This window comes from Thermococcus sp. SY098 (assembly GCF_035621495.1).
Classification (GTDB): Archaea; Methanobacteriota_B; Thermococci; order Thermococcales; family Thermococcaceae; genus Thermococcus_B.
The window spans coordinates 932,594-954,403 of sequence record NZ_CP141821.1; the positions used below are offsets into that span (position 1 = coordinate 932,594).

Below are 21,810 nucleotides of genomic sequence, written 5' to 3' on the forward strand. Positions count from 1 at the left end.
TGGGGACGGCTGACGTCCCCTTTTAAGGTTTTATCAGTTGCTTTCCCCGTTACCCGGGGCGAAGACGCCGATTCTGACTGGTTTGTCCATGACCACCGTCATTGCCCTGATTGAGACCTTTCCGTTCTCGTCGAGAACCTTGAGGGCAATCACGGAAATTTCCTTACCCGTCTGAGGGTTTCTGCCGGTCCACACCTCAAGGAACGTTCCTCCGAGGTACTCCGGCGGCATCTTTGATGCCATAGCTGGACCGGTCACAGCCACGAAAACCTCTCCGCCCGAATCCATGACCGCCAGCTCAACGGGCGGGATGAACGGGCCAGTTCCAAAGTCCGTTACGTTGATGTACCTGAACTCTGGAAGCGGCGCGGGGTTAAAGGGCCCGGTGCCAAAGTCTCCAAGGATGCCCCTGAGGAACGGGGCCGTGTTTCCGCGCTCCATGCGGAAGGCGGTGTACTCACTGGTTCTCATCGGGGTAACCCCTCTGATGTCGTTCACCCGCTCACCCACGGGTGCATCCTTTACCCATCCTGCCCCCGCGGCTCCTGCGGCAAACCTTCCGGTCTCGGCCCTGAAGTTCACGAGCTGCTCCGCCAGCTGTTTGAGGTCTGCCCTCTGGCTTGAAACCGGTTCAAAGGTCTCGTTGGTTGACGGCTCAAAGATGATGGGCATCATCGTGAACTCCTCCTCGCAGACCTCCATGGGTTCAAGCGTGACGTTGATGTTGAGTTCAAGCGGCCGGTAGCAGAAGCCTCCGTTCGGAGGGTCTGCCTTCGCCACAAAGCCTATGACCTCTCCATCTATTCCAGGTATCCGGTAAATTCCCTTCTTGTCGGGCGTTATCCTGTCTATCTCCCTTCCGGTTTTGGGATCCATGAGCACCATGACTCCGGGCTTTGATGAGTTGCTGAGAACCCGTATCCCAGTCTTGTTCTCCGGAACACCCACGAGTAGCACGGTTCCGTTCCTTCCAAGCATTCCAATGGGTGCCACTGCAAGCTCAAAGGTTATCCCGCCGTAGGTCTTTCCGGTGAGGTAGGCATCCTCGAAGGGAACAGGCTCGACGGTAGCGTTCCCGGTGCCGGGCTCAAAGATGAAGGGCGCCAGTCCCGGTGATGGACACACTGGGGGATCCTCCGGCTCTTCCGTGAGGGTGGTTAGCGTGTAGGTGTCCAGGGGGAGAGGCCTGTAACAGAAGCCTTCGTCGTCAACCATGCCAACAAGCGTGGTATTCACCGGCGGAATCCGATAAACTCCGTTTCTATCGGGCTTGACCCGCAGGACAGTCCTTCCGGTGCCGGGATCAATGAGGCGCATGACTCCAGGAGAGTCTCCCATAGCATAGATCATGAAGCCCTTCTTTGGAACACTTATCCTGACAACTGCCAGCTGACCGGCTCCCACGGTTCTTCCGCCCTCACGGATTCTGACGAGCGAACCGCTGCCGAAGTGATATATCTCTATGCTCTGGGTTTCATAACCCTTGGTGAGCTCCATCATCCTGGCCACCATTTTGTCTCTGCCCAGGGGCACCATCTTTCCGTTATCCACGATGAAGAGCTTCCCGTCTTCCCTGTAAAACCCTTCTATCGGCTCGCCCGTGGTGGCATTCTCCCAGTAGGCCGTCTCAACGGCGCTTATGACCATTAAATTCCTGAGCTCTGCCAGCTGGAGGTACTTTGAATATGCCAGCTTTTCCAGCAACAGAGTCTTTTCCCTTCCGATCGAGTGCGTCGCATCGCGCTCAAGTGCCTTGGTCTCTTCAACCAGACCGCTCAGCATAAAGGGATTAAGTTTGCCTTTGAGTTCTCTGATCTCCCCGTTGTATGAGGAGATCGCCTTTAAAAGGTCGTCTTGATGCTTTTCCTCTTCAGAGATTTGAGGAGACATTGTGGTGGGTTGAGACATAGTCTCGTCCGTTTTAGTCTGGGTCTCGGTAACGTTTCTTTGGTCGATACAGCCTGAAATAAAAATCCCGACCATTACAATTCCCAAAAGCAGTGCAAAGCCTGCAATTTTCCTTTTTTTCATTTTTAAACCCCTTTCTGTCACGAAACACTGAAAAATCAAAAGAAAATTTTATGGCAAGTGACTTATAAATTAAGTTAGATGACAGGGTATATAACAGTTATGCTTTACAAAATTTAAAGGATTAAACAGAAAGTGTATCACCTTTTAATAGCAATAAGAGACGTAAACACCGCCATCAGTGCTATTTCGTATGTCTCTATCAGCGCCACCGAGGGCCAGGGGATGAAGGTTCCCAGCAGGGCGAGTGCAAAGAGTGCCACAGAGCCATAGCGGATAGCCCTGTCCTTTGAACCCGCTCCGTAGATGAGCATCCCAAGGAAGAACTGCACGAAGAAGTAGGTCGAGACGAAGCCATGGGGCCGTGTCCCGGCATGAAAAACGCCAATGAGCGCAAGGAAGATGGCGGAGATGCTGACGTAAGCCCCTCCAACTGTCTGGAGCTTGTTTTCCGCGGAGAGCATTAAGTACACCGAAAACGCAAGCACGAACACCGCTGTGACCATCAGCCCGTAGTTGTATATCCATGAAGCCCGCGCCATCTCCGGCGAGCCAAGGTCGCTCAGGGCGTTGCTCCAGAAGGAAAACCAGGGGTTTTTGCCTATACTCCATGCGACAAAGAGCCAGTATACTACAACGCCGGCTATTCCGGAGTACTTGAGGTGCCTCATCATGATATCAGTTTGACTCAGAGAAAATAAAAGTTTTCCCAAAACCGAAAATAATATTTAAAGAGTTATGAAACATCAGAGAAGTCCCTCTATGAGCTCCCTGACGTTGCTTCTTGCCTTACTGCGGAGCCTTTCGAGGTGACTGCTCAAAGCCTCTCCAATGCCGTGGACGAAGAGGCTCATTGCCTCGTCGCTGTCGAGTCCCCTCGACCTCAGGTAGAAGAGCGCATCTTCGTCGAACTGCCTCACCGCCGAGGAGTGGAATGCTGATTCGATTTCTCCTGTATCTACCTCAAGCATCGGCACGCTGACGCCGAGTGAACCCTCGTCCATTATGGTTATCTGGGAGACCACACCGCTCGATGAGTTCCTGGCACTCTCAAAGACCTTCGCAACCCCCCTGTGAACCGTCCAGCCGTTCTCGTATGAAAAGCCGTGAACCCTCGTCTCGCTCACGGTCTTTTCCCCGTACTGGAGGACGTTGGTGAGGTAGTCCACGGCTCTTCCGATGGCTATCGGCATGCCCCTGAGTATCAGCCCGCTCTTTGCCCCCTCAAGGGAGTAGTCCTCGCGGTGGTGGCTCATCTCCCCGGCGCTTATGACCGTGAATGCCCTGACCCTGGTTCCTTCCCCGAGGCTCGCCCTGAGGAGGTAGTGGGATAAAGAGCTGTGCCTTCCAACGGTCAGAACCTCAAGCTCGGCGTTCCTGGCCTTAAGCTCGACCACGAGGGACTTCGTCCCTTCCTCGGCCATGTCGTAGATTATTATCGGGGCCCTGACGTTCTCGGCCTCGATGCTTATGTGGTGGCTGATGAATGCCTTAGCCGAGAGGTGGGATACTATGACGAGGGGCTCCACCAGGTCTCTGGTAATCCTCAGTCTGTACGCTTTCCTGAGGGCGTAGAAGTGGAAGCCGAGGATTCTCGACTCCTCCGGCTGGGAAAGGCCCAGCATCCCCTCGCTCAGCTCAACACCCTCCGGAAGGCCGAACTCGACCTCGCTTCCCGATAGAACAACGTGCCCCCTTATCGGAACCTCACCGGCGTTAGCCTCTGTCGGCAGTTTGAGCGGCGAGTTCTCCTCGAAGAGCTTCCACTTGGTGTAGCTCTTTATGGTTGGGCTGTCACCGTACTTCTGGTAGGTTAACCTTTCGAGTGCTTCCCTCTCAATGAACATCAGCCAACACCCCCGACCTCGCTGAACTCAAGCTCTATGACCTTCTTGAGAACCTCGACGTACTCGAAGGGCAGTCCCTCCAGTATCTCGCTGATGAAGCCGAGCACGATAAGGCTCTTGGCCTCTTCCTCACTTATACCACGCGAGTTCATGTAGAAGAGCTTGTCTTCGCCGAGCTTCCCGGTCGTTGCCTCGTGGATTATGCTCGCTGTAGGCTCGTCGCTCTGGTTGTGCGGGTATGTGTATGCCCTGCTCTCCTCGTCAAGGATTAGCGAATCACACGAGACCGTGGCAATGGAGTTCTTCGCGCCCTTAATAATCCTCACCAGCCCGCGGTATATGTTTATGCCGCCGTTGGCGCTTATGCTCTTGGAGACTATCTTCGAGCTCGTGTTTGGAGCCAGGTGCCAGGTTTTAGCGCCGGTGTCCTTCATGAAGGGCCCGTTGCTCAGCGAGACGACGTACTGAGCTGTCCTTGCCCCTTCGCCCTTCAGGACGCTCGACGGGTAGGTGTAGGTTATTTTGCTCCCGATGCTGCCCTCTATCCACTCGACGTAGGCGTTTTCCTCTATTATTGCCCTCTTGTTGTTGAAGTTGATGACGTTCCTGCTCCAGTTCTGTATCGTGGTAAACTTGACGGTGGCATTTCTGTGAGCGTATATCTCGACCATGCCGTCGTGGAAGGAGAAGCCCTTGTACATCGGTGCCGAACAGCCTTCAATGAAGTGTATGTAGCTCCCCTCGTCCGCGACCAAAAGCGTGTGCTCGAACTGTCCCTCCAATGCAGAACCTATGACGAAGAAGGCCTCGACAGGGAAGGGGATTCTGACACCCTTCGGTACGTAAACGAAGACCCCACCGCTCCAGAGGGCGTGGTGTAAGGCTGAAAACTTGTGCTCTCCAGCGGGGAATACCCTGCCGAAGTACTTCTTCACAAGGTCAGGGTACTTCTGGAGGGCTTCCTCCATGGGGAGCATTATTATGCCCTTCTTCTCGAACTCCTCTTTGAGCTTCGAATAGACGCTTTCGCTGTCAAAAACTGCCGTTAAGCCGGAGAGAAACTTTTTCTCTATCTCTGGAATATTTAAGCGCTCAAATGTTCTCCTGATGTTTTCTGGCAAATCGTCCCAATCCCTAACTTCACTGCCTATCTCAGGCTTGGAGTAGAGGGTAAGGCTCTCAAGATCAAGCTCCTCAACACCGACAACCCACTTGGGCATCGGGAGCTTGTGAAAAAGTTCAAGTGCCCTGAGGCGGTGCCTGAGCATCCACTCCGGCTCGTTCTTTATCCGCGAGAGCTCCTCGATCATATCCTTTGTCAGCTCTCCCTTCAGCTCTATCTCCTTGGGGTATGGTACCGCCGTCCCGAGTATCTCCTCAAGCGAGCCGGCCTTGAGTATCTCCTCAAGCCTTGACTGCTGTCCCATTTTCCTCCACCGCCGCGAAGCCCTTCTCCTCTATGAGCTTTACAAGCTCCATCCCGCCGGAGACGACGAGCCTGCCCTCCTTCAGCACGTGCACCCTCTGGGGGTTCAGGTACTCCAGTATTCTGCCGTAGTGGGTGATGAGGAGTATCGCCGTCCCCTCGCTGTGCAGCTTGGCTATAATCCCTGCGATGACCTTGAGGGAATCCACATCAACTCCGCTGTCCGGCTCGTCGAGGATGAGAAGCTTGGGCCTCACGAGATATGCTTGGAGCATCTCAAGCTTCTTCCTCTCACCGCCTGAAAAGCCTACGTTGAGCTCCCTGGAGAGGATTGAGCTGTCAAAGCCGAGCTCCTCCACAGCATTAAAGATTATTTCATAGGCTTCAACCTCGTCCACGCCCCTTAAATTTTTCAGTACCCTCTGGAGAAACTGGAGGACCTTAACTCCCTCAACTTCAACCGGATGCTGGAAGCTGAGGAATATACCGTTTCTTGCTCTCTCTTCCGGCTTCATTTCAGTTATATCCCTGCCAGCAAAGATTATTCTTCCCGAACTTACTTTATACCTTGGATGACCTGCTATAGTTAAAGCTAATGTAGATTTTCCACTACCATTTGGACCCATAACAACGTGAAGCTCGCCCTCGCCAATGCTGAGTGTGATACCCCTAAGTATCTCTTTATCCATAACTTTGACATGTAAATCTTCCACTTTCAACATGTTCATCACCGTCCTTTAACTACACGGAATTGGGTAGAAAAGTTCACTTTTAAAACCTTTCTTCACAAATGTGTGTAATGAAAATTAAAGATGCCACAATCCAGAAACTCACAACATGAATTTGTTCATCTCCTCAAGAGCATCAAGAATTCTTTTGAACTCCTCCGGCTTCCCCTGAGTTACAACTCTCTCAGGTCTGAATGGACAGTCACAATATGGGTACTCCAGAAACGCTTGATACGTTCCGATTTCTCTTGCAATCTTAATTATCTCCTCTTTGTCCATTCCTAAAAGAGGCCTGTGTATTGGAAAGCGTACACTCATGGTCTCAAAATAGAGGTTAGTCAGCGTCTGTGAAGCAACTTGCCCAAGGGAATCACCGGTCACAATACCCAGTGCGCCTTTCTCCCTTGCTATCTCAGCAGCCCTCCTCAGCATTGCTACCTTGCACACAACACATGTCCATTCTCTCATATTGAGCCTGTTCAATGTCACAACATATGGCTTCAGAACTTCAAAGTGATTCTCTATGATGAGCTCAATATCCCTTGGAGAATAGTCATTGAGTATATTAACGGTCTTTTCTACAACTTTTCTTGCATTCTTTCCTTGATCAAAGTGAACCGCTATGATCTCGGCTCCCCTTTTCATCATAAGAAATGCAGCCACCGGTGAATCAATGCCGTCGCTTAAAAGGGCAACGACTTTCCCCTGGGTGCTTACCGGCAAGCCACCAACACCTTTGATCTTTTCAAGGAAAACATATGCCTTTTTCTTTATAATCTCAATACCTATTGTGAGCTCTGGATTCTCCAGATCAACTTTCCATCCAAATTCCTTAACAATGAAGGCACCGATTTCTCTGTTAACCTCAACGGAAGTTTTGAGAAAAGTCTTGTCCAACCGCTGGGTTTCCACTTTGAAGCTCTTTGGATTCAGCCCTTTCAAGGCTTCTCTTAAATAGTTTGGAACTTCTTCATAACTCATCTCTCTCGCCGGTGAAACAGAAACAACTCCAGGAACTTTTGCTATGATTTTTGCAGCCTCATCAGGGGCATCAACTAATATCCTCCCTCGAATTAGCTCTGCTCTTGCTTCAATACCCTTTCTCCTTAATGCAGCTAAGATATTTTCCATCAGCTTCCTTTCAAATTCTCTCCGCCTTCCCCTCTTTACTGCTATTTCTCCGTATCTAACCAGTATCATAATTAACCACCCAAATAGCGTGCGAAGAAGTTTTTGGCTTCCTTTTCGTCCTCTACTCCCCTGACTACCATCCTTCCGCTCTTAAAGATTAGAATTTCAGCATAGTCGTCCTCAAACTGTATGAACTGTGAGGTCTTGAGGTATTCCTTGCCCAGAGCTTCAAGCCTCTTGGCAAGCTCATCAAGGTTCACAGACATTTTTTCAGGTGGTGTTACTTGGATTGAGCCGTCACACATCCTCTCAATTTTCATCTGCTTTTCCAAGAACGTGAAGTTGTGCCTAACGCAGGCTTCACAGTCATCTCTTCTTGGAATCTCTATCTTCTCAAAATCCAAGGTCTTTGTATCAAAGAAAATCATTTCACTTTTCACTTCCTCTCCCAAGAGTATTTTTACCGCAAGTGCAACCGCAAGTGAGGCAGCCAAAGGGGGAACATAGCTCATTATCCCAGCAACGGCGCATGTGGGCATGGGTCTTGAGGGTAGTTTGGGCATCAGACAGCGGAAACAGGCAGTTTTCCCGGGAATTATTGGCATTATGTTGCCATACGTGCTTAAAACTCCAACATAAATCCATGGCTTTCCAGTTTTTACCGCATAGTCGTTTATGACCTGGCGCGTGTAGATGTTGTCTGTTCCATCAATGATCAAGTCAGCCTCATCCAAAAGGTTTACGGTTGACGGATTTAAATCCTCAAAATAACCCTTAACCCCAAATTTTTCCTTTAAAACTTCGACCTTTGGTTTTTCCACATCTTCTTCGTCATATATAGTTCTCGGCAGGTCATTGTAGTCCACAAAATCCCTATCAACAACTATAATCTCACCAACACCAACTTTTTTCAGAAAATAAACCTCCCAGCTCCCAAGTGCTCCAGCTCCCACTACTGCAACCTTAGATTTCATGAGCTTTTTCTGACCCTCTAAACCGATGATTGGAAAGTGTCTTGAAAATATCTCCATTCCTATCACCAAACTTCATTACACTCCCACTATTTATGAAGTTATCCTCAACAAATAAATCTGGGAAAAATAGGGGAGATATAGAAAATTCAGCCTCCGGCCTGGAGGAGAAGTCCCGGAAGCTGGGGCTGTCTCTGGCCGAGCTCCTGATCGAGCATGAATATGACCTGCGGGCTGTCCTTGGCGAACTTGAGCTTGTCCACTATCTTCTTGACGTTTGCCTCCTCCTCGACCTGCTCGTTGATGAACCACTCAAGGAACGCCCTCGTTGAGTAGTCCTTCTCCTCCTCAGCAAGGGCAGCGAGCTCGTGTATGTGTCTGGTTATGAACTGCTCGTGCTCGTACGCCGCTTCAAAAGCGGCAAGCGGTGAGTCCCACTCCTTAGGTGGCTGCTCTATTGCTTTCAGCTCGACCCTGCCGTTCCTGTCGTAGATGTAGTTGTAAAACCTTAGGGCATGTCCAAGCTCTTCTTCAGCTTGTGCCTTCATCCAGTTAGCAAAGCCTTCAAGGTTGAGATCCTCGAAGTAGGCTGCCATTGAAAAATACAGGTATGCAGAGTACAGCTCCCTATTGAGCTGTTCATTTAGTGCCTTCAACATCTTTTCGCTCAGCATTTTCATCACCAAACTATAGTTACGAGGAGTTACTTAAAAGCTTTCGCTTTATACCTTACCAGCCAATTATTTAACCCTAAAAGGAAAAATTAAAGCGCTTTCAGGAGCTGATAGATAACTGAGAAGTCCTCATCTTCAATCCCCCTGGAGAATGCCATGGTGTAGATTTCTTTTACCTGAGCATTTAAGAATACCGGCTTTCTGACACTTTTTGCCAGGTCGTAGGCATATGTTAGATCCTTTAAAAGGTTTTTAACTGAGAAATGGGTTGAGAAGTCCTCCTTAAGAAGCTTTTCCTTCTTGGCTTTTAAAACAATAGAATTCCCAGCACCATTCTCAAGGATTTCGATAAGCTCACTCTTTTCTATTCCTGCTTTTTCTCCCAGTGCAACGGCCTCCTCAATGGCAACCATAAACGCCCCAAGTACAAAGTTATTTATGAGCTTCAGCTTGGTGGCCTTTCCAGGCTCTTTAAAGTAAAATATCTTTTTTCCAAGCCTCTGGAGATAGGGAAGTACAATCCTATATGCCTCCTCGTTGCCGCTGCGTAAGTTGCTCGTTCCCTGCGGCGAGCATTTCAAAGATTGAAGTTGCTTAGTTTCATTATGAAAATTTTTTCAAGATAAAGCTTATTTAGTGCCAGCATGCCAGAACTCCAAGGGTGAGAGAAATGTTCAGATACAGAAAGAAGGTTGGATTAAGCTTTGAAGAGGCTGAAAGGAAGTTCAAAGAAGAGCTCAAAAAGAGGGGCTACAAAGTTGTCTTAGAGATGAACGCAAGTGAAGTCATAAAGAGAAATGTTGGAGCGGAATTCGAACCGTATAAAATCTTCTACATCTGCAATCCCAAGGTCTTCTATGAAATGACAAAGAGAGAATACGAAATTGGATCTTTTGCTCCATGCCCAGTTCTCCTTTACAAGAAGGAGGACAACGTTTACTTTGCAATAAATACCGCCGAAGAGATCCTTGACATCATCAGAGAGCCTCTTGAAGTTGTTAAAGACATTCTAAAGGAGCTTTAAGCTCCCCTACACTTATCCCTTTGTATTGCCCCCTATTTTCAATATTTATAAAGTCCAAGGTCGAACTACCAAATATGCACGAAGTTGAAATCGACGGCAAGAAAATCAAATACGAATTAATTCTACGTCCTGTTCGGTATATGAGAATTTATGTTCACCCTGAAGGTTATCTAAGAATAGTCTCCCCAACTCGGAATGTAAAGCCCATTCTGAAATCAAAGGAACGCTGGATTTTAAAAAATCTTGAAAAAGTTGAAAGAGGAAAGACGTTGGCATCCCGTGGATTCCCGCTTTTTGGAAGATTCTATGAAGTTCGAGAGTGCGGAAAGACTGAGATTTTTAATGATGTCATTTGTGTTTCAAACCTTGAAAGCCTGAAAAGAAAAATCAGAAGGGAGCTTAAAAAGAAAATTGACAAAATAATTGAGAAGAGAGCAGAGGAAATTGGAAAAAAGCCAAACAAGGTGTTCATCAGAGTTCAGAGAAACAAGTGGGGTAGTTGCTCCTCAAAAGGAAATCTAAGCCTGAACATAGCACTTGCAGCTCTTCCAGAGGAGCTTTTGGATTATGTCATGACCCATGAGCTTGCCCATCTGTTGGAGCTGAACCACTCCAAACGCTTCTGGAAGCTTGTGGCAAAAATCCACCCAGATTATAAGAAGAAGAGGAATGAGCTAAAGCTGTGGTGGGTAATCGTTAATAACAACGAGCTGTGGAAAAAGATTTTGGGTGAGTAAAATGAAGGTGATAATCCTGGGCTCTGGCTCATATAGTGGAACTCCTAAACCCCTGTGCAGCTGTGAAAACTGTGTTAGGGCAAGGAAATATCCTCAATACAGAAGAACCAGATTTTCAGTCTTCATTCCGGAGATAAAAGCGTTGATCGATCCATCACCCGATCTGCACTACCACTTGGAACATTTGAACATGGATGTGAAAAGGGTTTTCATAACCCATGCCCACTTTGATCACATAGCTGGACTTCCAGAACTGCAGATTTTCAGGGGAGTTAAGTTTTACTCCCACGAATATGCGGTAAATACTGCAAAGCACCTTCAAGAGCTTTTCTTAGGTGAGAGAGACTGGGAGTACATACCCTTAGAATTCAACCGCTGGTATGACTTTGGATTTAAAGTTTATCACTTCCCAACGATACATCAGCCAATAAAGGCTGCCGGAGGATTTGTTATTGAGATTGGAAAGAAGAAGATTGCAATTACTGGAGATACTGGGCCGGAGATTTTAGGTGATGAGAATGCTATAGAGATTATGAAAGGCGTTGATCTGCTCATAGCAGAAATGACTAAGAAACAGTCCGTACCAAAAACCCATCTTGGAGTTGAAGATGCAATAAAGCTGGCACAAAAAGTTGAAGCTAAGAAGACGGTTTTTGCCCACATAAGCCACAGCAACTACACTCAAGAGAAGCTTGAAGATATGGTTAGGGATCATGGCTACATGATTGCAAGGGACTTTATGTATGTGGAGGTTTAAAAAGGAAAATCATTCTCCAATAGCCTGCAGGATTATTCTCCTCTTTCTTGGTCTTACATCAAGCTCAACGAAGAATATCTGCTGCCATATCCCTCTGACCAGCTCCCCATCAATGATCGGCAAAACCAATGATGGTCCGAGCAGGGAAGCTCTCAGGTGGGAATGAGCATTGTTGTCAATCAGATCATGCTTATAGCCCTGCCCTTTTGGAACGAGCTCTTTTAATATCCTTTTGAAGTCCTCAAGAAGCCCGCTTTCATGTTCAATCGTTACAACTGCACCTGTAGCTCCCGGGACAAATATTAAGACCTGCCCATTGGTTATTCCGCTTTCCTCTACAAACCTCTCAACTTCATGTGTTATGTCAACGAGGTCAATCTCTCCCCTTGTGGAAAGGTGAAGCTCCCTTCTTACCACTCTCATACCACCACCCCACGGTAACTCCAACTCCAAAGCCTATTAGGTTTGCGATCATATCATAGTACGAAAAGCATCTACCTGGAACAAATAGCTGAAAGTATTCAAGGACGATAGGCAACACAAGAAGAAAAGCTTTATCATATCCCAGAATTCCCAAAATGAGAAACTCCAAGAAGTGTGCAATTTTATCCCCTCCGCTTATTGGAACTGTAGGAACTCGGGGCGTTAGATTAGCATAGAAGAGAAAAACCAAATATGCAAAGAGGATTTTGTCCCTCATAGGTGACTCTCCAGCTTCTTCACCTTCTCAACAACTTCAATTGGATCCCTTCCGAAGATGTAGACACATGGCTCAATTCCAAAAGCCCCCTTGTCTATCACTGCATCCAGGACTCCTTTCCCTTTAAAAAGCTGGACTATCAGCTCAACGGTTTTATCCTCATCCCTCTTCTTCTCTTCAATACTTTCCACTTTGAATCCTGCTTTTCTGAGTGCGTCTTCTATTTTCTCATCGAATTTTATATTAATGACGCTCCTTATCTCTGGGACAACCTTTGAGAGCTCAAGAAGAATCTTCGCTGTATGCCTGCTCACACCAAATTCTGGGGGTAAAGCAAAAGCTTTTCCTTTTACAACTGTTATCCTCCCAGGAACTGCTGCTACATCACTGAAATCTTTAGGCTCGGGCAAAGCATAGGCTATGTTGCTCCTAATTTCTGGAATCAGTTGAAGGAACTTTTCATCTTGCAAGAGCTCACTTAATGCTAAATTCAGCCTTTCCAGTACGTCACTTCTTGATGGTGTTGCTATAAAGATCTCCCTGCAAATAGATTCTTCAACTCCAGCATATTCTGCATAGTATTTGCAGAGAAATCCGCTCCGGAAAAGCTCAAAGAACTTCCTTGATGTGAACTTTATAATCTCACCCCTATCTGCTCCGTAGAGAATGAGATTTGCAATTTCCTCTGCAATCTCCTCAAGCTTGTCCTCCAACTCTTTTTCCAGCTTTCTATACTTCCCTGCCAAATATTTGCTAACCATAGCTTGAGTTATTCCTAAGTACTCCGCTATTTTTGCTTGAGTAAGCCCTTCCTCGTAAAGCTTTTGGGCAACTTTGGCCCTTAGAACCGGCATTATTACCTCAACCCAAAAGACACATGGTGTTTTCATCTTTTCTCCCATTCTTGATTTTTAAAACCGGATTATAAATTTATCCCCCACAGTTATAGACAAATTTGTGTTAAAAAAGGTTTAAATAATGGTAAAAATTTACACGAGAAGGGCTTTTATGCAAGGATGGAAAGGTCGGGATGTTATTAGCATTAGGGATTTTTCTAAGGACGACATTGAATATGTCTTGAACACTGCAGAAAGGCTTGAGAAAGAACTCAAGGAAAAGGGCTCTCTTGAGTATGCCAAAGGAAAAATTCTCGCAACGCTTTTCTTTGAACCATCAACAAGAACGAGATTGAGCTTTGAGAGTGCAATGCATCGGTTGGGTGGCTCAGTTATTGGATTCGCGGAGGCATCAACAAGCAGTGTGAAGAAGGGGGAAAGCCTTAGAGACACAATCAAGACAGTCGAGCAGTACAGCGATGTTATTGTGATAAGACATCCAAAGGAAGGAGCTGCAAGATTGGCGGCTGAAGTAGCAGAAATCCCAGTTATCAATGCAGGTGATGGAAGCAATCAACACCCAACACAAACATTACTTGACCTCTACACAATAAAGCATGAATTTGGGAAGATTGACGGGCTTAAAATTGCTCTTCTTGGTGATTTAAAGTATGGAAGAACTGTGCACAGCCTGAGTGAAGCTTTAACTCATTATGATGTGGAGCTCTATCTGATATCCCCAGGTCTCCTCAGGATGCCAAGACACATAGTTGAAGAGCTAAAGGAGAAGGGAGTAAAGGTTTATGAAACAAGCGACTTAGAAAGCGTAATTGGAGAGCTTGATGTTCTTTATGTAACAAGAATCCAGAAGGAAAGATTTCCAGACGAGCAGGAATATCTGAAAGTTAAAGGGAGCTATGTCATTGATTTAGAGATTCTAAAGAAAGCCAAGGAAATGCTGAAAATCATGCATCCACTTCCAAGGGTTGATGAAATACATCCAAGCGTCGACTCAACAAAGCATGCCATCTACTTTAGACAGGTCTTCTCTGGAATTCCAGTGAGAATGGCTCTCTTAGCTCTTACCCTGGGGGTGATTGAATGAGCGAGCTTAAGGTTTCTGCAATTAAAGAAGGAACCGTCATCGACCACATTCCAGCAGGAAAAGGGCTCAAAGTTATTGAGATCCTCAATTTAGATGCATTAAACGGTGGAACAGTGCTTTTAGCTATGAATGTCCACAGCAAAAAGCTTGGGAGAAAAGATATTGTGAAAGTTGAGGGGAAGTACCTCAGCGAAGAAGAGGTTAACAAAATAGCACTAATTGCTCCAACCGCCACTGTAAACATCATAAGAGATTACAAGGTTGCAGAGAAGTTTAACGTCGAAGTTCCAGAAAAGATAAGCGGGATTCTAAGATGCGCAAACCCGAACTGCATAAGCAATCATGAATATGTGGTTCCAAAGTTCTACGTTATATCAAAAGAGCCGCTAAAGGTTCGCTGTCACTACTGTGAGAGAACTATGGAAGAGGAGGAAATTCTGACAAATCTCTAAGCTTTCTACTTTTATTCTTTTTAACCACCAAAAGCTTTATATTAACCCTCATCTTTTTTCCTATGGGGAGTAGTATGAAACAGGTAAGGATTTTTACCTTCTTGGTAATTGTGATCCTCTCCTCAGGATGCATCTCCGTCGAAACGTCTTTTCATTCCCACAACCACAACTATCCAATCAAGGTTTTTGTTCAAATCGAGGAAGAAAATGCTATTTTTGAGATTGCAAAATTTGAACTGACGGTTGGTAATGTGACCATTGACAGGTTGGACACTCCAATCTTTGTTGGAAGGGTTGGAATAGATAACGGAAAAGTCCCCATAGTGTTCACAGTAAAAGGAACTCTCATAAACTGGTATGGAAAGAGTTTCAAAGTAAAAGAACTCCTCTCTGCAATTTTCAATGCAACAAGCAATGATGAAATTTTGATAACCCTAAAAATCTACAAGGAAGATGACACTTTCAGAGTTGGGATTGATGAGAAGAAATCTGGAATCATCGGAAGAGACGTACCAGAAGACGTGTTCTTAAGCCCAGAAACGGCACTTTTGAAAACAGCTAAAGGAACAAAATTTTATGAAGAGCTGGCAGAAGAAATAGGGAAAAATGAGAAAATAAAGAGCAAACTGCTGGATGAATACAAGAGAACCGGTAATTTAACGTACCTTAAGAGCTACAGGGACTCTTTTTATACCATTAGGGTTTTTGGAGAGCTTGCAAAATGGAGAAGACTAAGTAAGGTTGAGTACAGGATCCTCTTAGCAGAACTGAAAGCAAATAACGCCTACTACTCCCACTACACTTCTCCGACAAAAGATTTCTCTGCACTTGTCTTTTCAGATGATTCTCCATATTATTCAACGTTTAGGATGAAGGATTCGTTAAATTCCTCCCTGCCTTTTGTATATTACACGGGTAGGGGATTCAATCTTTATCCGGTAACAGCCATCCACTGGGCTGAGATGTACTTTCAGAGAGGACAGAATGAAAAAGCCCTGCAAATACTAAAGGAGCTCAGCCAATATGCCCAGTACGGAGAATATGGAGGGAAGGAGTACGTGCTCTTCAAGAATTATTTCCACTTTGAGAACTCCTCCATCCCATGGGTCTCCGGGTATGCCCAAGGAATGGGTGCTGGAGTTTATGCAATCGCTTACAACCTGACGGGCAATGAAACCTACTTGAGGATAGCTAAGGGATTGGTGAATTCCTTTGATTTGCCTCCGAGCATGAACGGCTTTGTCTCACATACAAAGTATGGAGACTGGTACCTTGAATACAACTATAACTCAAATGAGCTCGTTCTAAATGGACACATCATAGCTCTGCAAGGACTTTACTATTACTGGCAGGTAACCAATGACGAAAAAGCCTGGCTGCTTTTCCAAAAGGGAGTTCAGGCTGTAAGAAACGCACTTCCTATATTTGATACAGGCTCGTGGTCAAGATATTCAAACATTCACGGAGACGCCAGCGAATTCTACCACCGTCTGCATATTAGACTCTTGAAGTGGCTCTATGATGTTACCGGGGACAAATACTTCCTTGAATATGCAAGAAAATGGAACGACTATCTCATGATTAGGGGCCTGAAACCAGAAAAGATTTAGGTGAGCAGATGAGAGAGGAAGCTTTAATTTTGGTCTTTATGCTGCTGATTTCTTCTCTCTTTGCTATATATGAAAACGCAGAAAACCGAATTTTAGCTCAAACAGGAGATCCAGGGATTATCGCTCTTCTGCAAGAAAACGGGAATGTTGTGCTTGGCAACTTCATCTCATTTCTCAGCACCGTGAATCCTCTTTACTTAATCTCGAGTTTTGAGGCTTCTTATCCCCTTTTGGTGTTTTCAAAGGTAAAGCTAACTCCAGAGAGAAATAGAATTTTAAAAGCAACACTAAGAGCCAACAACGAATTCTATTCCCACCATTTATCCCCACTCAAAAGCTTCTATGCAGTCTCATTTGCAGATTCCGCACCATATAATAACGTATTTCTTGTAAACTCAAGTTTCAAAAGTACCTTACCCTATGTACACTACAACTTTAGGGGATTGGCTCTTTATCCTGTTACAGCACTCCACTGGGCTGAGATGTACTTTCAGAGAGGTAAAGAGGGAAAAGCTCTGGAAGTATTAAGGGAACTTCAGTCATATTTGATCATAAAGAATTACCAGGGATTAGAATATGCAGTTTTTGAGAACTACTTCCACTTCGAGAACTCTTCAATTCCCTGGATTTCAGGTTATGCTCAAGGATTAGGAGCTGGCTTGTATGCAAGAGCTTACAACATTACAAAAAACGAGAGCTACCTAAAAACTGCTCAGCTCTTAATGAACTCATTCAGAGTTCCTTACAGCAAAGGGGGATTTACTGTGAATTCAACTTATGGACTTTGGATTTTAGAATATGCCTACAACTCAAACGAACTTGTGCTGAATGGGCATATAATAGCCCTCCAGGGTGTTTACTACTATTGGGAAATTACAAACGACACCTATGCAAAATGGGTTTTTGATGAAGGAGTGAGAGCTGTTGAAAAGGCTCTTCCAGATTTTGATGAAAACGGATGGAGCCTGTACTCAAACATTCATGGCAGAGCTATGGAAAATTACCACGAACTCCACATCCAGCTTTTGGAATGGCTCTATGAAAAAACAAAGAATGAAAAATTTAAGGAATACGCAGAAAAATGGAGAGAATCACTCCAAAATGTGGGGTAATGCTCTAATCACTGGCAGGCTTATTAGGATTCCTCCAATTACATCCACGGCACTTTGAATTGCATTTGGGATCGCTATCACAAGCCAAAATGGAATGTGGAACCACTCTTCAATCTTTGGAATAACCTGCTCCCTCGGAATGCCGAGCCATATTGGAAGCGCATAATAGTAGTTCAGTCCAACCATGAGAGGTATCCTAATCGCAATGCTGATCAGATAAGCGGAAATGATAAATGCAATGAGCTGCTTTTCTGTATAACTGTCGGGACTGAATTTTGTAAGTTTTTTCGCAGTCTCAAGACCTAAGATCACGCTGAGCGTTGCAAAGAACTTCATGCTGGCACCAAGCCATGATGCTGGGGACACTATGCTGAGTCCAACGAAGAGTAACGCTAAAGATACTAAGGAACTTGCGAAGCCCAATAAGAGATAAACAACAACTATTGGTATTGCAACTAAGTCTATCGTCATTCCCCACTGAGTTGGCACCTTGAGTGGAGAAACATTTAGCATTAAACTGAGAGCCAGCATTATTCCGATTAGAGCTATCTCCCTTGATTTCATCAGTCCATCACCATTACCAATTTTGTTCCATAATTTATAAAATTTTGTTCCAAAAATAGAACAATTAAATGGAACATATTTGAGAAGCAAATCCTTTATAGTCCCTTGAACGAGTTTTCATAGGTGGTTCGAAATGAGAATTCCAGAAGATGTTAGAAAGGACATTCCCCTTACACAGGAAGTTATATATTTCGACAATACCGCCACAAGTTTGACACCAATTCCTGTTGTCAAAGCTATGGACGAGTACTACCTCAAATACAGGGCAAACGTTCACAGAGGGGTTCACAGGCTGTCCCAGATGGCAACGCACAAATACGAGGAATCAAGAAAAATCGTTGCAGACTTCATTGGTGCAAAATTCGAAGAGATAGTTTTCACAAAAAACACAAGTGAAAGCCTAAACTTGGTTGCCCTCGGACTGGAGTGGAAGAAAGGGGATAAAATAGTGACAACACCCTATGAGCACCACTCCGATCTGCTTCCATGGCAGAGGGTTGCAAGAAAGTATGGAGCAAAGCTCGAGATCATCGAAGGAGACGATGAGGGAAACCTCGACTTAGGGGATGCTGAGAAAAAGATTAAAGGTGCAAAGCTCGTTGCAGTTCAGCACGTTTCTAACGCTTTAGGGGTCATCCATGAGGTTGAGGAAATCGGTAAGATGGCAAAAGAAGAGGGAGCGATATTTGTTGTGGACGCGGCACAAAGCGTTGGACACATGGAAGTTGATGTAAGAAAAATTCATGCAGATTTTTTAGCCTTCTCAGGTCATAAGGGGCCCTTAGGGCCAACGGGTATTGGTGTTCTGTACATTAACGAAGAGATGTTTGATATCTTTGATCCTCCACTGGTGGGCGGGGGAACCATTGAAGATGTTGACCTCTGCTGCTACAAGCTTACGGCTCCTCCGGAGAGATATGAAGCAGGAACTCCAAACATCGGCGGAGCAATAGGATTAGCGGCAGGAATTAAGTACATTGAAAAGATCGGACTTGATAAAATTGAAAAACAGGAGCACAAGCTCGTTAAGAGAACTACTGAAGGTTTAACAGAGCTTGAAATTCCATGGTATGGGCCGAGAAACTTGAAAAAACACGCTGGAGTTGTTAGCTTCAATGTGCCACCCTTGCATCCACATGACGTTGCTGCCATACTGGATGAGCACAACATAATGGTTCGCTCTGGACATCACTGTGCCCTGCCAGTGATGAAGCGCCTGGGAATCAACGGAACGGTGAGAGCTTCATTCCATGTCTACAACAGCATTGAAGAGGTTGAAACGTTCCTAAGCGTCATGGAAGAGCTCGTTAAAAGCTTGCGTTAGCTCCTCTCCTCTGATTTTTCATTTAGCGCAAACTTTTTTATCCTTGTGTTCCAACTTTATTCGGTGATTCTTATGCTCATTGCAAGACCATGCACAAGCATGAAAGCCATAAACATAACCCCAGAGGAAAAATACAACATCGATATGGAAGAACTCTGTGAGTGCTTAGCTGAAAGGGGTTTTCAAATTAAGAGGGTCACGCGGTTTTTAGCTTTAGTTAAGAAAAAGTACGATATAAGCGTATTCCCAAGCGGAAAGGTAATTGTAAAAGATACTGACGACAAGGAAGAAGCACTGAAAATAGCGAAGGAAATTTACGAGTGCATGGAGCCATACAGGGTGATGTGATGTTCACAAAAGGACTCATTGCAGAAAAAGTTAGAGAAATTAGAGAAAAGCACGGCTTTGAGAACGTTCCCTTTTTTATTGATGATGTTATCTATGACAGCGAAGGGGATAAGCTGTTCATTATAGCGAGAGATAGGAGCGATAAAAGTGCAATCATAGGGAACAGCTTTGTGATTGGGAAGCTCAGGGAAGAGCTTGGGGTGAAACAGGTTACCGTATATTCCAAACTTGATCTGCTGATTAAGAGAAAAAAAGTTAGGGAGAACATTGAGAGGATTAAGGGCACATATTTGGAGTTTTTAAACCCTATACTTGAAGCGGAGCTTAAATTTCCCCCAAGGAAATGGCCAGAGCTTAAGAATAATGGGGAAGCTCTGGTTTTCTTAAGCTTCAATGCTAAAGCAATGGTTGGCTTTGCCGAAAAAGTCGGATTGATTCCTGTAAAAGTCGGGATCAAATATGCTTTTCCGAAATGGGAGTATGAAGCGATTGAAGGCTCACCGAGAGAAGTCCTGTTTCCTGATGAAGACAAGCTGATAGAAATCGCAAAGGAGAGAGGTCTGAGTATTATAATTTCCGACTTTCCCTTTGATTTGAAGTTTAGAGAAAGCATTGCACTTTTAAATCCGCTCCGATTTTTGCACATGGGGTTCTTTGAGGCGAAGTACTTCTTTGGCTTTGAAAAGCCTGTGATTCTTGATAAAATGGCATTAATAGACTTTGTAGTCAGCTATGTTTATGAGGGCCTCATGGAGTCAACCGATGGTGCAAATTTAATTTGGAGAGGGTGGAGAAGATAATCCGGGGTGGTAAAATGATTATTGGTGTTGTTGGGAAGATAGCGGCTGGAAAAACCACAATTGCAAAGTTTCTTGAGGAAAACGGCTTCTGCAGAATTTCATGTAGCGATCCTCTTATAGATTTGCTGACCCATAATGTTGATGCTTACTCCTGGTTCCCCGAACTTCCAGAGAAAGCTGAGCCAACAAGGGAAAAGCTGATTGAATATGGGAGATACCTAAAGGAAACTTATGGGGAGGACATTTTAATCAGACTGGCTCTGGATAAAATGAGGCATTGCAAAGATGTTGTCATTGATGGTGTCCGCTCAAGAGGGGAAATTGAAGCTATAAAGCGTAGAGGAGGCGCCATTATTTACGTTGAGGCAAAGCCCGAGCTTAGATACGAAAGATTGGTTAAAAGAAAGGCAGAAAAAGACAAGGCCATTAACAGCTTTGAGGACTTCAAAAGGATGGATGATGAAGAGGAGAGGCTTTACCATACAAGCAAGCTTAAAGACCTGGCAGATTTTGTGATTGTGAATGAAGGAACTTTGGAGGATTTAAGAAAGGAAGTTAAGAAGATCCTTGAATTTCTGAACACACTTGTAGTTATTGCTCCCTGCCTGCTTAGCCCTTTCACGGTTTACAGGGGTCCAAAAGAAAAGGAATATCGGACAGCTTCCGCCCTAATGAGGCTCTTTGGGAAGTATCACTACCTTAAAATTTTGGCTTATCCGTGTCCAGAATTTATTCTTCTTGGTTTTCCAAGGCTGCCGGCAAGCAAAGAAGTTTATGAAAGGCTTGGCATGAGAGAACATGCCAAGAGAGTTGCTGAGTTCATAATTGGGAGCATTAAGGAAGAGCAGCCTTCACGGGTAATTCTCATTGGGGTTAAAGGATCTCCAACATGCGGGGTCTTCCACACGACCTCAAGCGACCCGGAAGAGTACCCCTATGAGAGGATGGAGGAGTTTAAAAAGCTTTCAAGGGTAGAAAGATTTAAGGCAGCAAAGGATATCATTAGAGGATTCAAGCTTGTTGAAGGGCAAGGAATCGTGTTTGAGATTTTAAAGGGGAGGATTGAAGGAATTTATCTGGAGTTTGATAAAGATGATTTAGAGGAAAGTTTGGAGAGAATAGAGAAAGTACTTAGGGATGCATTATGAAAACCCTTGTAATTTACGTGTCTATTCATCATAAAAACACAGAAAAGATAGCGAAGGTCATCGGGGATGCTCCAAATGCCCGGCTTGTTAAGCCCTGGGCAGTTAAGCCAGAAGAACTTTTAGACTATGATTTGGTAGGTTTTGGTTCTGGAATATACTGGTGGAGGCATCACTGGGCGCTCCTCAAGCTTGTTGATGATCTTCCAAAAATGGAAGGGAAAAAGGCGTTTATTTTCTCAACAGCAGGAATGAACATTCCGTGGTACAACCACAGAGCTTTGAGGAAAAAGCTCAAAGAAAAAGGCTTCCAGATAGTTGGTGAGTTCTCATGCAAGGGCTGGGATACAAACGGCTGGCTTGCAAAGATTGGAGGAATAAACAAAGGACATCCAAATGAGAGGGATTTAGAAAGAGCCAGGAGGTTTGCTGAAAGGCTTAAAATGATTGATTAATGGGGGAGTTTAAAAGAACCGTCGGGAAAATGATAA

General features: G+C 45.2%; 24 protein-coding genes and 1 pseudogene. 12 read left to right on the plus strand and 13 right to left on the minus strand.

The window, feature by feature from the left end; all coding sequences use genetic code 11:
* Positions 1-33: 33 nt before the first annotated feature.
* From VFC49_RS05245 to VFC49_RS05285, 9 genes are all read right to left on the minus strand, one after another.
* Positions 34-2,031, minus strand: coding sequence for a hypothetical protein (locus VFC49_RS05245; RefSeq protein WP_324736472.1), 1,998 nt, complete (start codon positions 2,029-2,031; stop codon positions 34-36).
* 137 nt (positions 2,032-2,168) lie between these two features.
* Positions 2,169-2,702 carry a DUF998 domain-containing protein gene (locus VFC49_RS05250; RefSeq protein WP_324736473.1) on the minus strand — a complete coding sequence of 178 codons (534 nt, stop codon included), beginning with the start codon at positions 2,700-2,702 and terminating at the stop codon, positions 2,169-2,171.
* Positions 2,703-2,774: 72 nt separating this feature from the next.
* Entirely contained in the window at positions 2,775-3,875 is a 1,101-nt protein-coding gene (locus tag VFC49_RS05255; RefSeq protein WP_324736474.1) for a SufD family Fe-S cluster assembly protein, read from the minus strand.
* Complete coding sequence (gene sufB / locus VFC49_RS05260; protein ID WP_324736475.1) at positions 3,875-5,302, minus strand: Fe-S cluster assembly protein SufB; 1,428 nt, start codon at positions 5,300-5,302, stop codon at positions 3,875-3,877. The genes VFC49_RS05255 and sufB overlap by 1 nt, the downstream gene beginning before the upstream one ends.
* Positions 5,280-6,023 carry a Fe-S cluster assembly ATPase SufC gene (sufC, locus tag VFC49_RS05265; RefSeq protein ID WP_324736645.1) on the minus strand — a complete coding sequence of 248 codons (744 nt, stop codon included), beginning with the start codon at positions 6,021-6,023 and terminating at the stop codon, positions 5,280-5,282. Before sufC ends, sufB begins: the two co-directional genes overlap by 23 nt.
* 108 nt (positions 6,024-6,131) lie before the next feature.
* Positions 6,132-7,229, minus strand: a complete 1,098-nt coding sequence (gene thiI / locus VFC49_RS05270; RefSeq protein WP_324736476.1) for a tRNA uracil 4-sulfurtransferase ThiI — start codon at positions 7,227-7,229, stop codon at positions 6,132-6,134.
* Positions 7,230-7,231: 2 nt separating this feature from the next.
* Positions 7,232-8,191, minus strand: coding sequence for a ThiF family adenylyltransferase (locus VFC49_RS05275; protein WP_324736646.1), 960 nt, complete (start codon positions 8,189-8,191; stop codon positions 7,232-7,234).
* Between the two features lie 89 nt (positions 8,192-8,280).
* Positions 8,281-8,805: a ferritin gene (locus VFC49_RS05280; protein WP_324736647.1), complete on the minus strand. Its 525-nt coding sequence runs from the start codon at positions 8,803-8,805 to the stop codon at positions 8,281-8,283.
* Positions 8,806-8,894: 89 nt separating this feature from the next.
* On the minus strand, positions 8,895-9,386 hold the full coding sequence (locus tag VFC49_RS05285; RefSeq protein ID WP_324736477.1) for an NAD(P)-dependent oxidoreductase: 492 nt from the start codon (positions 9,384-9,386) through the stop codon (positions 8,895-8,897).
* Between the two features lie 89 nt (positions 9,387-9,475).
* On the opposite strand from VFC49_RS05285, the gene VFC49_RS05290 reads away from it, so the two are divergent.
* From VFC49_RS05290 to VFC49_RS05300, 3 genes are all read left to right on the plus strand, one after another.
* Positions 9,476-9,829, plus strand: coding sequence for a DUF302 domain-containing protein (locus VFC49_RS05290; protein ID WP_324736478.1), 354 nt, complete (start codon positions 9,476-9,478; stop codon positions 9,827-9,829).
* A 74-nt stretch (positions 9,830-9,903) separates the two neighbouring features.
* On the plus strand, positions 9,904-10,566 hold the full coding sequence (locus tag VFC49_RS05295; protein ID WP_324736479.1) for a SprT family zinc-dependent metalloprotease: 663 nt from the start codon (positions 9,904-9,906) through the stop codon (positions 10,564-10,566).
* A 1-nt stretch (position 10,567) separates the two neighbouring features.
* The gene (locus VFC49_RS05300; RefSeq protein WP_324736480.1) at positions 10,568-11,323 is read left to right on the plus strand and encodes an MBL fold metallo-hydrolase; all 756 of its coding nucleotides are present in this window, start codon (positions 10,568-10,570) and stop codon (positions 11,321-11,323) included.
* Positions 11,324-11,332: 9 nt separating this feature from the next.
* Here the strand turns inward: VFC49_RS05300 and VFC49_RS05305 are convergent, their stop codons facing one another.
* The 3 genes from VFC49_RS05305 to VFC49_RS05315 are packed head-to-tail and all read right to left on the minus strand — an operon-like array spanning position 11,333 to position 12,925.
* Positions 11,333-11,746 carry a secondary thiamine-phosphate synthase enzyme YjbQ gene (locus VFC49_RS05305; RefSeq protein WP_324736481.1) on the minus strand — a complete coding sequence of 138 codons (414 nt, stop codon included), beginning with the start codon at positions 11,744-11,746 and terminating at the stop codon, positions 11,333-11,335.
* Positions 11,697-12,023 carry a VanZ family protein gene (locus tag VFC49_RS05310; protein WP_324736482.1) on the minus strand — a complete coding sequence of 109 codons (327 nt, stop codon included), beginning with the start codon at positions 12,021-12,023 and terminating at the stop codon, positions 11,697-11,699. Before VFC49_RS05310 ends, VFC49_RS05305 begins: the two co-directional genes overlap by 50 nt.
* Complete coding sequence (locus tag VFC49_RS05315) at positions 12,020-12,925, minus strand: thiamine-phosphate synthase family protein (RefSeq protein ID WP_324736483.1); 906 nt, start codon at positions 12,923-12,925, stop codon at positions 12,020-12,022. The genes VFC49_RS05310 and VFC49_RS05315 overlap by 4 nt, the downstream gene beginning before the upstream one ends.
* A 106-nt stretch (positions 12,926-13,031) precedes the next feature.
* On the opposite strand from VFC49_RS05315, the gene pyrB reads away from it, so the two are divergent.
* The 4 genes from pyrB (at position 13,032) to VFC49_RS05335 (ending at position 17,138) form a co-directional block, all read left to right on the plus strand.
* Positions 13,032-13,964: an aspartate carbamoyltransferase gene (pyrB, locus tag VFC49_RS05320; protein ID WP_324736648.1), complete on the plus strand. Its 933-nt coding sequence runs from the start codon at positions 13,032-13,034 to the stop codon at positions 13,962-13,964.
* A complete protein-coding gene (gene pyrI / locus VFC49_RS05325; RefSeq protein WP_324736484.1) occupies positions 13,961-14,416 on the plus strand; it encodes an aspartate carbamoyltransferase regulatory subunit in 456 nt (151 codons plus the stop codon). Before pyrB ends, pyrI begins: the two co-directional genes overlap by 4 nt.
* Before the next feature lie 62 nt (positions 14,417-14,478).
* Complete coding sequence (locus VFC49_RS05330) at positions 14,479-16,026, plus strand: D-glucuronyl C5-epimerase family protein (RefSeq protein ID WP_324736485.1); 1,548 nt, start codon at positions 14,479-14,481, stop codon at positions 16,024-16,026.
* An 8-nt stretch (positions 16,027-16,034) separates the two neighbouring features.
* The gene (locus tag VFC49_RS05335) at positions 16,035-17,138 is read left to right on the plus strand and encodes a D-glucuronyl C5-epimerase family protein (protein ID WP_324736486.1); all 1,104 of its coding nucleotides are present in this window, start codon (positions 16,035-16,037) and stop codon (positions 17,136-17,138) included.
* Here the strand turns inward: VFC49_RS05335 and VFC49_RS05340 are convergent.
* The gene (locus VFC49_RS05340) at positions 17,118-17,702 is read right to left on the minus strand and encodes a hypothetical protein (protein ID WP_324736487.1); all 585 of its coding nucleotides are present in this window, start codon (positions 17,700-17,702) and stop codon (positions 17,118-17,120) included. The genes VFC49_RS05335 and VFC49_RS05340 overlap by 21 nt on opposite strands.
* Positions 17,703-17,835: 133 nt before the next feature.
* On the opposite strand from VFC49_RS05340, the gene VFC49_RS05345 reads away from it, so the two are divergent.
* From VFC49_RS05345 to VFC49_RS05365, 5 genes and pseudogenes are all read left to right on the plus strand, one after another.
* Positions 17,836-19,026 carry a cysteine desulfurase gene (locus tag VFC49_RS05345; RefSeq protein ID WP_324736488.1) on the plus strand — a complete coding sequence of 397 codons (1,191 nt, stop codon included), beginning with the start codon at positions 17,836-17,838 and terminating at the stop codon, positions 19,024-19,026.
* A gap of 72 nt (positions 19,027-19,098) precedes the next feature.
* Positions 19,099-19,374, plus strand: coding sequence for a hypothetical protein (locus VFC49_RS05350; protein WP_324736649.1), 276 nt, complete (start codon positions 19,099-19,101; stop codon positions 19,372-19,374).
* On the plus strand, positions 19,374-20,174 hold the full coding sequence (locus tag VFC49_RS05355; protein WP_324736489.1) for a hypothetical protein: 801 nt from the start codon (positions 19,374-19,376) through the stop codon (positions 20,172-20,174). Before VFC49_RS05350 ends, VFC49_RS05355 begins: the two co-directional genes overlap by 1 nt.
* Before the next feature lie 14 nt (positions 20,175-20,188).
* Positions 20,189-20,752 (plus strand): annotated as a pseudogene (locus VFC49_RS05360) (AAA family ATPase); the annotation flags it as partial.
* A 566-nt stretch (positions 20,753-21,318) separates the two neighbouring features.
* Positions 21,319-21,774, plus strand: a complete 456-nt coding sequence (locus VFC49_RS05365) for a flavodoxin family protein (RefSeq protein WP_324736490.1) — start codon at positions 21,319-21,321, stop codon at positions 21,772-21,774.
* Positions 21,775-21,810 lie beyond the last annotated feature (36 nt).